Source organism: Streptomyces hebeiensis, assembly GCF_052983195.1.
In genome coordinates this window covers 3,486,801-3,499,427 of the sequence record NZ_CM129812.1, presented here as the reverse complement: position 1 = coordinate 3,499,427, position 12,627 = coordinate 3,486,801, and the positions used below count along the sequence as shown (strand labels likewise).

The window sequence follows — 12,627 nt, the reverse complement described above, 5'->3', positions numbered from 1 at the left end:
CGTGCTCGTCGGCGTCTGCGACTTCCCTGGTAGCTACGCCTTTCCACCCGCCGGCTACGGCGGGATCGAACGATGGCTGTGGGCGGTCGCCACAGGCGCCCGAGCCGCAGGCGCCGACGTACACCTTCTTGGGCCGGGCTGGCTCACGGACCTGGAACACGACTGGGTCCGCAAGCCGGTCCGCCTGGAGGACATCAAGCCCGGAACCCTCGCCGAGCGAGAGCTGCGCGACAGCGGCTACGACCTCCTGATCGTGGGACACGAGTACCCGTCCCTTCCGGCCTGGACCCGCACATGGTGCGAGCTGGATTGCGACGTCGCCACGTTCCAGCACTCGCCGGTCTTCCAGCACACCGACACCGCCTTCGACGGCAAGCGTTCGCGGCTCTACTGCTACTCGCCCGAGATGACCGAGCGCTATGCCAGCCACCGGCCGATACCCGAACTTGCTGTTCACCTGGGCCTCCACGAGGAGGAACCTCCGGCCACCGCCGGAACCGACCTCGTCTGGCTAGGCCGGATCGACGAGGACAAGGCCCCACACATCGCGGTGCGGGCGGCACAGATCCTCGGCCGCCGGATCCGAATTGTCGGCCCGGTCTTCGACAAGCAATATGTGCGCCGCCACGAGGACCTCCTCGGCGCCGAACACGTGGAGTGGGTCGGGGAACTTGGCGGCACCGCCAAGACGGCCGCGATCGCCGAGGCGTCCGTCTTCGTCTACACGTACGCCCGTGCGTACGTGGAAGCCGGTGCCGCTGTCTTCGGTGAATCCCTTCGCGCCGGCACCCCCATGGCGGCTCTGACCTGGCGGGAAGGGACATGCGCCCAGGCGGCCCTGTGCAACGAGACCGGTGGGGTCGCCGTCGCTGACACGCTGGAGGACGACGAGACGGCAGCGCGAATGCTCGCCGACGAGATCCAGCAGGCGGAAGACCTCGACCACCGCCGGGTCCAGGCCATCGGGATGCAGCGCTTCGACCCGGTCCGCCACTTCCAGGCGATGGCGACGCGATCGTGCTGACCCGCGCGAACCGCGTGCTCGGGGACGACCTGCCCCAGCAGATACCCGGTGTACTGCGTGCTGCGTTAGGCCCCCACTGGGAGTTCACGGTCGACGGCCGTCACATCCAGATCCTCCACCCGAACCGCGGTACCCCCTACAGGTCACCGCGCAGGCCGCCCTCATGGGGGGAGCTACTCGACTCCCTGGAGACTGGCTTCGCGCGAGTTGGGGCCCCACGCGATGCCTGCCTTCCTCTCCGCTGGGGGCGGGAGACCGAACTGACCATCTCCGCGGTCCAGGCACTCGACCCACTCCTCAAAGACGGCCAACTTCGCACGCACCGAAGCGGGTTCCTTCCCCAGCCAGTCGTCCGCTTCACAGGCCAGCGTGATGCCACAGGCCAATTGAAGGACGGCTTCTTGACCTCCTTCGTCAATGTGTCCCGGGTCCAACCCATAGGCAGCCTGGACGAGTACGGCGCCATTCTCGATGGCTGGCTGACAGTTCTTTCCCAACTCGGCTTCCACGCAAGGCACCTGAGTTTCGACGGCGACCTGACCTCGTGGCGCCGGCGTCAGGTCGAGGGCGTCACACTGCGCTTCCGCCATCTGGGCCACACCTTTGGCGACATCGTCCTCCTGGGGAACACCGAACACCCCGGTCGGATGGCCGTAGACCTCGGTAGCGGCCTGGAACGCCTGGCATGGGCTCGCACCCAAGAGCGCTGGCACCAGCTGATCTACGGCAGCTTCGCCGGGACTGCGCCGCCGCCCACGCTGGATGCCATCCGCACGGCCACGCTCCTCCTCGGACACGGGATCACCCCAGCTGCCCGAGGGGCGGGAGGAATCACCCGACGTGTCATAGGCACCATCGACCGAGGTGCCGCACGTCTTGGCGTTGGGGCTCTGGTCCGGGACATGTACGCCTACTGGTCGCTCGTTGGTGCGCTGCGCGCACCGTGGCCAGAGATCGCCCGTGCCATCGAGGAAGAGATGCGTCTGTAGGTGCGAATCCCGTTGCCTGTCAGCCTGATGATCGAGAAGTACGAAGGCGTGCATTCTCCGCCTCCAAGGCGGCCACACGACGTTCGAGCTCTCCTCGTGTTGGCTTTCTCGAAGGCGGAGGCGATGACGGTGTTGGCGGCGAGGATGGCTCGGCGACGAGGCCGATGGGCTCGAACGCGACAATGGCCGATGGGTCCTGCCCACACTCTGGGCACCGCATCTTGGAAGATCCATGGAGCGTGGGCTGGGCGTTCTCCGCGTGGCGTGTGGTTTCGGTGATGTGACCGCAGTAGAGGCGTACCCGCCAGCGCATGATCAGGTGATCAGGTGTCCTGCACGAAAGGATCTCCTGCAGGACTCGTGTCCGAGCCTCCTGATCGCGCGCTGCCATTTCTGGGTCCTCGCGCAGCTGGGCGAAGTGTTGTTCGACTTGCCGTCGTGCTGCCCGGCAGATGGCCTCCAAGTCCTTCTGCCAGCGGTGATCCCGCTGAGTGAGCTGGTAGTCCTCCAACGGCACACCGCGGCTCTCGTATTCGACCTCGCGCACCCGCCGCACGATAGTCCCGACGATGCGGCACCTGGTCCGAAGACTGGTCTTGTTCCCGGGAGGAGCAGACGCGTCCCCGGGACACTCGTGGTTGAACGGGCTGCATCGACATTTGTTCGCGCATGAGGCGGCCATGGAGTTCCGCGACTTCGCGGAACAAGCCTGCGGCTTCCGCGTTTGGCTTCAAGCCGGACTCTCTCAGAGCGGTGACCAAGCCCGCCGTGAGCCACCTGACCGCAGCGTCTCGACTCGCTTCTCGGTTTCTTCGGCGGCGCGCGGATCGGCGCTGGCTTCCGCGCGAGCCAGGTGACCATCAGCAGTTCGCGGACGCTCCGGAGCACGGTGGACCCGGACCACTGCTCCCGTGCACAGGCAGAGTGAACGCGATCCACCCCCGCATACGAGGGTAAATGCGTCCCGCTTCCTTTCAGTTCGCCCGGGGCAGACAGGAAAGCCCAAGAAAGGACTGTTGCGGTCACGTCCGCGGGAGTGGTGTATCGACGGCCACTCGGTGATCTCGTTTGAGACTATGCGGTGAGCTCGGTGGGCAGGGTGGTCTCGTCGGTTTCTGACTCGATCGGGTGGAGGCGGGCCTTGGCCAGCAGGTCGAGGCCCATGTAGCGGCGGGCTTCGGTCCATTCGTCGTTCTGCTCGGCCAGGACCGCTCCGACCAGGCGAATCAGCGCGGTGCGGTCGGGGAAGATTCCGACTACGTCGGTGCGACGCCGGATCTCCTTGTTCAGCCGCTCCTGCGGATTGTTCGACCAGATCTGCCGCCAGATCTCGCGCGGGAAGGCCGTGAACGCAAGCAGGTCGTGCTGAGCGGCGTCCAAGTGGACTGCGGCTTTGGGGAACTTGGTTTCCAATGCGTCCAGGACGTGCCGCATCTGGGCCTGGACGGCGTCGGTGTCGGGCTGTTCGAAGACCGTCCGCAGCAGCGTGGCCACCCACGGCTGGGCCGATTTCGGAACCTGGCTCAGCAAGTTGCGGGCGTAGTGAGTTCGACAGCGCTGCCAGGAAGCACCTGGCAGAACCGCGCCGATGGCATCGACGAGGCCGGAGTGGGCGTCGGAGATCACCATCTGGACGCCGGACAGGCCGCGGGCGATCAGCGAGCGCAGGAAGGCGAGCCAGCCGGCACCGTCCTCGGCCGTGGCGACGTCGATGCCGAGGATCTCGCGGTGGCCGTCGGCATTGACGCCGACCGCGATGAGCGCATGGACGTTGATGATCCGACCGCCCTCGCGGACCTTCTGGGTGAGTGCGTCGACCCAGACGAACGCGTAAGGCCCTTGGTCCAGGGGCCGGTTGCGAAACGCGGCAACCTGCTCGTCCAGGTGCTTGGCCATCGCCGAGACCTGCGACTTCGACAGCTGGGTGACGCCGAGGGATGCGGCGAGCTTCTCGACCCGGCGTGTACTCACGCCGAGCACGTAGGCGGTCGCGACGACCGAGATGAGGGCCTGCTCGGCCCGACGGCGCCGTTCGAGGAGCCAGTGCGGGAAGTAACTGCCCTGGCGCAGCTTGGGAACAGCCAGCTCGACCGTCCCGGCCCTTGTGTCCCACTCACGCGGGCGATATCCGTTGCGGTGGTTGACGCGCTCGTCGCTGACCTGCCCGTATTCAGCGTTGCAGAGGGCATCGGCCTCCGCGGACATGAGCGCGTCGGCGAACGTTTTCACCATCGCGCGCAGCAGATCGGGACTCGCCGCGGCGAGGTTGTCTTCCGCGAGGGCGTGCAGGGGCAGACTGTCGGGTGCGGTCATCGTGCTGATCTCCTTCGAGGCTTCGACACTTCGAAGATCAGCCGGTGGCCGTTCATCTATGCGGGCACCATCCCGATGCCGGAGCAAACCCCCGGATCAGGTCGAACCCGTACACCACTTCCCTGGACGCAACCACTGTTGCCCGGCCGCAAGTCATGTCAACGTACAACGCCCTGCCCGAACACCCACCCCCGAACCCACGGAGGCGCCCCTGTACCCGCACCACCCCAGCGATCCCCTCTGCCCCGACTCGCAGGAGCCGTTGTACTGGGTCACCCCGCGCCACTTGGCCGGTGACGACAGCGCTCTAGCCGAGCAGATCGGGACCACCCTGACCGGCCTCGGCTGGCGCATGTGGCCCACCTCCCGCAACACCTTGCTGTACGTGAGCCCGGACGGGCTGTGCGGCGCCGAGTGGATCCTCTCGGCCTACCCGTTCGAACTCGGCGGACTGCCCGTGGCCTGGCAACTGAGCGCCCGCCCGCGTGCCGACTCCGCCATGACGGAGTGGAACGCCTACTTCACCGCCGGCATCCCGTATGAGGCACTCGCCGACCTCCTCGTGACGATCGACGCTCGCGAGGCACCCGACATCGGCTTCGAAGACCCCGAGACGGTCCTCAACGCACTCGGTGCCCAAGGCTGGGTCCGTGACCCGGACAGCCCCCACACCACCGCTATGGACCCCGGGTTCTCCGCCACCGTCTCCCTGGGGCTGCAGCCGTCACTGGTCCAGGACGCGGATCCACGCCCTGATTTGATGGGGTGGCAGGCGTGGGCGGAACTCGTTCTCGGCGCCCCATATCTGTGGTGCGCCAGCTTCAGCGCCAGCGTCCCCCATGACCTGGTCGCCGCCTTCGCCTCCTCTCTGGCCTCGCCGGCCCTGGTGTCCCGCCGGACCCTGCCCAAGGACGCCGAGGGCCGGCTCATGGTCGTCCGTCGCAGCTGACGACCCGCGTTCCGGCAGTAGCTGCTGTGCCGCTCCCGCCGCCCGCCATTTCCCTGGGCGGACCGACCCCCGAACTCGCCAGATGGCAGAGAAGGAGACCCATATGTTCCGAATCTTCCAGCGACGTGCCCGCGCCGATCGTAGGTTCCGTGATGCGCAGCGTGCGGGCCAAGCGCTGCTGCAGATGCACGCCGAAATGCCCTGGCCCGATACACCCGACTCGGTCGCCACTACCGCTGAGGCTGCGATGGAGGCTGCGAGGGAACCCGACTTCCTACCTCCGGAATTCAAGGCGCCGTCCCGCCAGGACGTCGCCGGGTTCATGATGCGCTGGGACCAGCCGCTCGTCATTGGCGGTGAGGTCCGCGAGTGTTCCGAGTGCGGCGAGTACCGGAACTGGGCTGTCCTCTGCATGCGCGACGACTCGGTGTGGCTGCGATGCCGTGCTGGCCATACGACGAGGGAATTGGGCTTGGACGCGGCCTGGTACAACCGCCATTCCGGTCCGGCCGACCGCTGGCACCCCACCCTTGAGGACGGGCTGCGCCACCTCGGCCACTGAACCCCGAAGCCCACTTGGCCCCGCTTCCCGCCCGGCGCTGGAGAGCCGGCCTGGTCAACCTGTCCGCTCCGCAGATCATCAAGGGGTTCGCATGCGCCTTCGCACCACGACCGTCCTCAGCCTCACGGCCCTTGCCCTGACCGGGTGTTCGACCAGCAGGGCTGATTCCATCGGCCCCACTCCCTCGACGGCCCTCTCGGCGAGCTCAGAGGATGGGAGGGCCTCGGTGTCCGTTCCACTGTCGTCGCCGACTCTGACGAAGCGGCTCCTGGACGAGAGTGATCTGGGTGAGGGCTACGTCGCCAGCCGCAGCGCGCAGAGCGGCACGATGACGTGTCCGTGATCGGCTGTCCGGCGCTCGAGGAGCTCGGTGGCAGCCTCGACTTCTCCCACAGGGCGAAGGTGTCCTTCACCTACGTCGGTGACGAGGGTTCCGAGGTGTCCGAGGAGCTGTACAGCGACACCGAGACGGGCGTGGCCTGGATATTCGAGGCGATGACCTCCTGCCCCACGTACCGAGTCCTCGGCGGCAGTACCTCCGTCACGGTCACGGCTCAGAAGGCGCTTGCCGACCGTTTGGGCGATGAGCAGTGAAGCCAGTGGCTGACGTTCTCCTTTGGCGGGCGCAGCAGCATAGTGAAGCAGACGGCCGTCCGCATCGGGACAGTGGTCGTGGTCGTTTCCGGAAGCCCTGGCTTGGTCGACGCCCACATGGCGAAGGCCGTGGACAAGGGCCAACGCGGGCGCTGACCTCAGCAGTGCGAAGGGGGGCGGTGGCAGGGATGAATCCCTGCCACCGCCCCCCTTCGTCATATCGGTGTGCGGACTACGCCGCTGTCTGTCAGAAGGTGTACGGGGTGAATGGGCGCAGGGGTTCAGCCACCGCATCGACCAGTTGCTGGAACTTCGCTAGCTCGTCCACATTCATGATGTCGATGGCGTGACCGAAGGGCTTCTCGTCGAGCTGGTCCAGGAACGGTTGGAGGAACCGGTCTAGAACCTCGGGTGCTTCGAGCCACCTGAGCCGGTACTTGTAGTAGCGAAATGTCTGCGCGTCAGCCTCACGGATCTCTTCGAGTGTGGCCTCGTGAGCGATGTTGTATTCCTCCTCGGTGATGGGCCTTCCGTCGAGGTGGAACCAGTCACCAGAGCCGTAGTCCTGGTACAGGTCGCACAGCAGGATGACGACTTGGGGGAGGGGATCTTGGGTGGGAATGCGAGGTTCTCCTTGTCAGCGGTTCGTGGGGGTGGGCCATACAAAAGGTCCGGAGAATCCCCGGTTTCGGTAACCGGGGGTGTACGCCTACGATCCGTCGCCCTCCTACCGGGACCGGTCTGTGCGGGATGACGGCGGCGTGTACACCTTCGGGATCCCGGCGCCGGTCTGTGAGGCGGCCTGAGCACGAGCGCTGCGGGCCTGCGCGGCTCGTGCACTCGGACCGGGGGTGTGCCGCTCACTGAGGCGTTGGATGCGCCAGACGAGGACTTCGGCGATCGACTTGGCGTCGTCCAAAGGGCGTTGCTGGGCGGCTTGTTGGAGGACGGTGGCGGGGTCGTGGCCGACGGCTTCGGCGGCGGCGAGGGCGGTGGTGAGGGCTGGCCAGGCGTTCTCGGTGAGGATCTGCTCGGCGTGGGCGGGCAGGACCTCGTGCAGGATGCGGACGTGCTGGTGGACGGTTCCGTCGGTGGGGCGGTGCCGGGCGAGTGCGGCGAGGCTGATGGGGGCGATCTGGTCGTAGGCGGCCTGGAGATGGATGAGCGACTGGCCGGCGGCGGCCACCTGCCGGTCATGGTGGCGCAGGGTGCTACGGCGCTGGGTGGCGAGGACGACGAGGATGGCGGCGTCCAGGAGCATGGCCAGGGCGGTGTGGTCGGCGGGCTGGTAGAGCATGCCCTTCAGAGCGCCGCGCAGGGCGCGAGCGTGCTGGTGGTCGACCTGGGCACGGCTGTGAGCGGCGTGCTCAAAGGCGAGTGCGGCCCGTTGGAGTTCGGCCTTCAGGTGGGCGGGGGCGTGGGCGGGCAGGGCGTAGAGGACTTCGCCGAAGACCGTCAGGTGGGCCTGGGCGATGTCCTCGTCGGCGTGGTCGAGGTGGTGCGGGATGCGCTCCGCGGCGGCGGTGGCCTGGTGCCATGCGTTGGGGCGGCGGTGCCCGACCGGTGAGTCCGCGGGCGCGGCGGGCGCTTCGGTGGCGGCCAGGCGCTGTCGGATCTGGGGAAGGGAGAGGTCAGTCGCGAGTTTGGAGCCGGAGTACCAGACGGGCTCGCCCTCACTGTTGGTGTCGCCGGGCAGGGCGACCTTGTAGCCGGCCAGGACGCCGGAGGGCAGGGTGCGGGTTTCGACCTGGAGGCCGGCGTCGGCGAGCAGGTTGAAGAAGTCGTCCAGGTCCTGGGCGTGGGAGAGCGCGGCGCGCGCGGTGTGCCGCAGCCACTCGCGCGTCGTCATGCCACTGCCTTGCCGCTTGGCCTTCTCCTGCTCGGCGCGGGTGGGGCGCTTCGCGGCCGGGGTGTCGGCGGCTGCTTCGGGGCCACGCGGTACCTGGGTGAGTCCGAAGTCCTTCTCGATCGCCGTGAGTTCGGTCATCGCGTGGTGGTAGTCGTTCCAGTTCCGCGGTGGGCGCAGGTCGCCTCGGACCTTGGTGGCGACGATGTGGATGTGGTCGGCCGCGTGGCGCACAGCGACCCAACGGCAGCCGTCCGGATCACCTTCTGGGGCGATGCCGGTCGCGTGGAGAATGCGGCGGGCGATCGTCGCCCACTCGGCGTCGTTCAGGGCGCGGTCCTGGGGTGCGGCACGCACCGAGCAGTGCCACACATGCCCGTCCGGAGCCTTGTCGCCAGCCTGCTTGACCCGCAGATCCAGGGCCTTGGTGAGCTGGCCGAGGCGTTGCTCGTGTCCGGGGCTGTCCCAGGGGCCGGGGTCGGGGGTGAAGTCGTCCCAGGAGGCGACGATGTGCTGGTTGGTGTGCTCGTTGGCGCGGCCCTTGTCGAAGAGGTAGGCCAGCACGCCGTACGTGTTGCTGCCCGGCTTGACGATGTTTGCGATCACTCAGGCCGCCGCGTTCTGCTCGGCTGCCCGGAAGGCGGCGTCGTCGATCGCCCGGACCGTGTCGTGGGCGGTGGCGAGCAGCCGGTCGGTCCGTTGGAGGATCGCGGCGTCCACAGGGTGGGGATTGCCGTCGGTGTTGAGACGGCGGGCGATCTGGTTGACGTTGTTACCCATCCGGGCGATCTGCGTGCGCAGGGAGACGAGTTCGTCGATCGCGTCGTCGTAGATCGTGCGCACGGGGGCGACGGTGATCTCACCTCGTACGCGGGCCATGGTGGCGTCGGCGATGTAGGTGGCCATGGTCACGTGCTCGGTGTCCGCCGCCGCCTGGATGTCGTGCTTCTCGTGCGGGGCGAAGCGGACGGTGACGGGCTTGGCGCGCCGCGTTTCGAGGTTCGCGCGGCGGTGCGGCGGACGCTGCTTGGCCCCCAACGGGGTGGGGTCCGACGGTTCGCCGACGCCCACCCCCTCCTGCTCCGGCGCGCCCTCGCGCCGGAGCAGCTCCTCCGCCACCCCCGGGGCGGAGGAGTCCGCGATGGACCGGCCCGTGGACGGTCCATCGCCATTGCTTGCTGCGCTGTTGAGGCCGGTAGCCATCTCCTGCTGAGGGATGGGGAGTTCGTGGTGCGAGTCGTGCATCGGAGCGGTCTTCCTCGGGGCTTGGGAGCAGGGGTGGTCTGGTTCTCAGTGCGGGTGGTCGGCAGGCCCGGCCCGCAGGTCGGCTTTGACGCTGCGTACGACTTCTCCAGCGGTGTCGCTGGCGACGCTGTAGCCGTCCTTGCGTACGGCGTCCTCCAACAGGTCACGGGAGAGACGTCCGGTCTCGCGGAGGAGGCGCTGGGCGTAGGTGGTGAGGAGCTCGGGTGTCGCCCGTGCCTTGTGACCCGGGCGATTCGGCTTCGCCCGTGCGGCCTTGCCCGGATCGACGTCCGGCGGTTCCTCGCCCGGCTTCGACTCCGGGCTGACCGCGGTACGGCCGGGCTGTCGTGGGCGGTTTTCGGGCTGAGGGCGAGCTGCCCGATTGGCGGCGTAATCGCCCGTGATCTTTGAAGGCGGGCTGCCGGGAAGCTCTGCCTGCGTCACTGCTGCGGCTTGCGGGCGGGCGATCGTGGATCCGCCCGGAGACCCCGGAGAACCGGGGGAGGAGCCGAGCCAGCGGGCGGGCAGCGGGATGGCGGCCAGGGCGAGGGCCTGTTGGCGGGTGGCGAGCTTGCGCAGCAGCAACTCGTCCTGGCGCTCGTCGCGGTCGACGTCGGCCTGCTCCAGTGCTTGGTGCAGGCGGCGGGTGAGGCGTCGGCCTCGCATCTTGGAACGCCGCTCAGGCGTCATGGTCTCTGCCCGGAGGATCAGGGTGACGGCCCGATCGAGGGCGCGCTCGCGGATGATCCGAGCGGCGTCCGCGTCCCGGTCGGCGATTCCCAGGCGGGCCAGCAGCCGTTCACGTATCTGCCGGGCGAGGACGGCTGCCAGGCTGTGGGAGTCGGCGTGCGGGCTGCGGTTGCGCAGTTCGATGCCCATGGCCAGGTGCCACAGCATGGCTGCCAGGACCGGGCCGACGAAGGCTCGCACGGTTCCGCCCACTGGTCCGGATTCGGCGTAGGCGGGCAGGATCTGCACGCCGGTGATCACCCAGGTGAGCGTGCCCGGCAGCCCGGGCGCCTGCTTCGGACCGTGGAGATTCTGCCGGGCCATCAGAGCGGTGGCAAACAGGCCGAGCTCGGCGGCGGCGAACATCGCGGCGCGCTCGATGGTGCCGCCCATGTCGAGGTAGTCGGCGGCGAAGCGCCAGCTGGTGTCCGCGCTGTAGGCGGTGCAGCCGATCGCGGCGACGGCAGCCACCGGAATCGCGGCGGTGCCACCCCGCTGCCCCTTGTCGGGCTTCCGGGAGCGCTGCCACTGCCATGTTGCGACCGAGGCGAGGACAGCGAGCAGGAGTGCGACTGCCGTGGGCGAGGTGATCCATTGCGCCACGGATGCGGTGGGAGTCTCTTCGGCGCTTGCGGGGACGGTGTTGCCGGACGTCATGCAGGGGTTCTCCAAGGGCTCGCGCGGCCGAGGGCATGCCTGTGCGCGGGCGGAGTGAGGTGGTGGAAGGAGGGAGACGCGGGCTGCCGTCAGGCGGCGGGCGAGGTGCGGCGTCGGTCGGGCCCGGTGAGGATGACCCGCTCGGTCATCTCGGCGAGACGGGAGGCGACGCGGTCGCCGAGTGCGGTGCGCAGCTCGGCGGTGGGGAGGTTGGTGGTGATGAGGGTGGGGAGCATGTGCTCGTACCGGTGGTTGATCAGCCGGTAGGTCAGCTCCTCGGTCCATTCGCTGGTCTTGGCCGCGCCGAGGTCGTCCAGGAGCAGCAGCGGGCAGCGGGCCAGCGTCTGGAGTTCTCGTTCGCCGTCGTGGCCGGCACGGGGGCGGAGCCGTGCGTGGAAGTCGGCAGAGGTGGTGGCCTCCCAGCGCAGGCGGACGCCTCGGGTGAGGAGGGCGCGTACGGCGCCGTACGCCTGGTGGGTCTTGCCGGTGCCGGTGGGACCGGCGATCAGCAGCGACGGGCCCTCGGCGATGCCGGGTCCGGTTGGGCCGGGTCGTCCGGCGCGGGCGGTCTGGTCGGCCCAGGTGGTGATCTGGGGGTGGTCGGCCAGGGCGCGGCGGTAGCGGGCGGGGATGCGGGCGTCGGCGAGTTCCAGGGCGGTGACGGTCTCGGGCGCCGGCTCCTGGGTGGCAGCGGCGGGGTCGATGCCGCGGTTGGCGAGGATCGTGTTGAGCCGGTCGGCGAGCGGGCCGACGCGCTGGGGTGCGCGGGTGAGGGTGGCGGTCAGAGTTCATCTCCGTAGGCGGAGACGACGTCGGTGGGGTTCGTCCATGCCCGGTGGGCTGCGGGCGTGGCGGGGGAGGTGGCGTTCATCACCTCGTGGACGAGGCTGGGCAGGACGCTCGGGGACAGCCCCTTGGCCCGGTGGCGTTCGAGGGCGGCCCGGAGGTGGGCGGGGGCGATGCCCTCGTCGAGCAGTGCGCGCACCTGTTTGCCGAGGTGGTTCAGGAAGGCGTCCGGCGGGCGGTGGTTGCACGCCGCGATGTACTCGCCGAGGAGCTGCTTGGCCGAGACGGTGTCGAGCGCGTGGGCGCTTGCGCCCCCCGAAGGGGTATCTCCTAGATCCATGGTCCTAGGTCCTAGATCCGAGCAGTGAGGGTTCACCGACGGCTCCGGGAGGACTTCATGAGTCTTCATGGAGTCCTCCATGAATCTGTCCTGACCTGCGGTTTCGCATGTGGTGCCCGGATTCGCTGCGGGCTCGCGCATTCCCCTTGTGTCCTCGCGGAGGGCTCCGTGAGACGGCAGTGAGGGCTCCGCGAATTCGGCCTGGGCTGGGCTCGGTGCGACTCCGGCCGGAACCTCGTGATGCGGGCATGCAGGGAGGCGGCTCTTGCTGGGCCGGTTGATCCTCTGATGGAGGCCCCAGGTGACGATGTGCAGGTACCGCTTGTGATCCGGCGCCTTGTAGCGGCAGATCAGCCCGGCGTCGGCGAGCTGCGCGAGGTCCGTTTCGACATCGGACGGGGTGTGCTCCGGGCGCAGGACCCACAACTGTCCGGCGATGATCGCGGCGTGGTCGCGGTGGCGGCCCTGGTCGTCGGCCTGGGTGAGCAGGCCGAGGAAGGTGCGCTCGGCGGTCAGGGAGACGGCGGCCAAGGACTCGGAGACGAAGGCTTCGGGCTTGATGGTGCGGATTCGTGCCAAGTGCGGGGCGGTCC

11 protein-coding genes are annotated in these 12,627 nt (G+C 68.6%); 5 read left to right on the top strand and 6 right to left on the bottom strand.

The genetic code is table 11. The annotated features are described in order from the left end of the window. Nucleotide 1: 1 nt before the first annotated feature. Both ACU6P3_RS15300 and ACU6P3_RS15295 read left to right on the top strand, forming a co-directional pair. Entirely contained in the window at nt 2–1,024 is a 1,023-nt protein-coding gene (locus ACU6P3_RS15300) for a glycosyltransferase (RefSeq protein ID WP_447197585.1), read from the top strand. 401 nt (nt 1,025–1,425) lie between these two features. Further along, nucleotides 1,426–2,013 (top strand): hypothetical protein, encoded by a 588-nt coding sequence (locus ACU6P3_RS15295; protein WP_447197584.1) that lies wholly within the window; start codon nt 1,426–1,428, stop codon nt 2,011–2,013. A 1,074-nt stretch (nt 2,014–3,087) separates the two neighbouring features. Here ACU6P3_RS15295 and ACU6P3_RS15290 read toward each other — a convergent pair. Further along, complete coding sequence (locus tag ACU6P3_RS15290; RefSeq protein ID WP_447197583.1) at nt 3,088–4,326, bottom strand: IS256 family transposase; 1,239 nt, start codon at nt 4,324–4,326, stop codon at nt 3,088–3,090. A gap of 262 nt (nt 4,327–4,588) precedes the next feature. Between ACU6P3_RS15290 and ACU6P3_RS15285 the strand changes: the two genes are divergently transcribed. From ACU6P3_RS15285 to ACU6P3_RS15275, 3 genes are all read left to right on the top strand, one after another. After that, nucleotides 4,589–5,275, top strand: a complete 687-nt coding sequence (locus tag ACU6P3_RS15285) for an SPDY domain-containing protein (RefSeq protein WP_447197582.1) — start codon at nt 4,589–4,591, stop codon at nt 5,273–5,275. Between the two features lie 82 nt (nt 5,276–5,357). Beyond that, complete coding sequence (locus ACU6P3_RS15280) at nt 5,358–5,837, top strand: hypothetical protein (RefSeq protein ID WP_447197581.1); 480 nt, start codon at nt 5,358–5,360, stop codon at nt 5,835–5,837. A 339-nt stretch (nt 5,838–6,176) separates the two neighbouring features. Further along, the gene (locus ACU6P3_RS15275) at nt 6,177–6,431 is read left to right on the top strand and encodes a hypothetical protein (RefSeq protein ID WP_447197580.1); all 255 of its coding nucleotides are present in this window, start codon (nt 6,177–6,179) and stop codon (nt 6,429–6,431) included. A gap of 727 nt (nt 6,432–7,158) precedes the next feature. On the opposite strand, the gene ACU6P3_RS15270 is transcribed toward ACU6P3_RS15275, so the two are convergent. The 5 genes from ACU6P3_RS15270 to ACU6P3_RS15250 form a co-directional block, all read right to left on the bottom strand. Continuing rightward, nucleotides 7,159–8,883 (bottom strand): relaxase family protein, encoded by a 1,725-nt coding sequence (locus tag ACU6P3_RS15270; protein ID WP_447197579.1) that lies wholly within the window; start codon nt 8,881–8,883, stop codon nt 7,159–7,161. Continuing rightward, nucleotides 8,884–9,522, bottom strand: coding sequence for a plasmid mobilization protein (locus tag ACU6P3_RS15265; RefSeq protein ID WP_447197578.1), 639 nt, complete (start codon nt 9,520–9,522; stop codon nt 8,884–8,886). Nucleotides 9,523–9,567: 45 nt separating this feature from the next. Next, the gene (locus ACU6P3_RS15260; RefSeq protein ID WP_447197577.1) at nt 9,568–10,908 is read right to left on the bottom strand and encodes a hypothetical protein; all 1,341 of its coding nucleotides are present in this window, start codon (nt 10,906–10,908) and stop codon (nt 9,568–9,570) included. Between the two features lie 89 nt (nt 10,909–10,997). Continuing rightward, a complete protein-coding gene (locus tag ACU6P3_RS15255) occupies nt 10,998–11,693 on the bottom strand; it encodes an ATP-binding protein (RefSeq protein WP_447197900.1) in 696 nt (231 codons plus the stop codon). After that, nucleotides 11,690–12,613, bottom strand: coding sequence for a hypothetical protein (locus ACU6P3_RS15250; RefSeq protein ID WP_447197576.1), 924 nt, complete (start codon nt 12,611–12,613; stop codon nt 11,690–11,692). Before ACU6P3_RS15250 ends, ACU6P3_RS15255 begins: the two co-directional genes overlap by 4 nt. Nucleotides 12,614–12,627: the final 14 nt, after the last annotated feature.

Bases quoted from the DNA above. Each gene is read 5' to 3' on its own strand.
- ACU6P3_RS15290 (WP_447197583.1), bottom strand. From the start codon at position 4,326: ATGACCGCACCCGACAGTCTGCCCCTGCACGCCCTCGCGGAAGACAAC.
- ACU6P3_RS15280 (WP_447197581.1), top strand. From the start codon at position 5,358: ATGGCAGAGAAGGAGACCCATATGTTCCGAATCTTCCAGCGACGTGCC.
- ACU6P3_RS15265 (WP_447197578.1), bottom strand. From the start codon at position 9,522: ATGCACGACTCGCACCACGAACTCCCCATCCCTCAGCAGGAGATGGCT.
- ACU6P3_RS15260 (WP_447197577.1), bottom strand. From the start codon at position 10,908: ATGACGTCCGGCAACACCGTCCCCGCAAGCGCCGAAGAGACTCCCACC.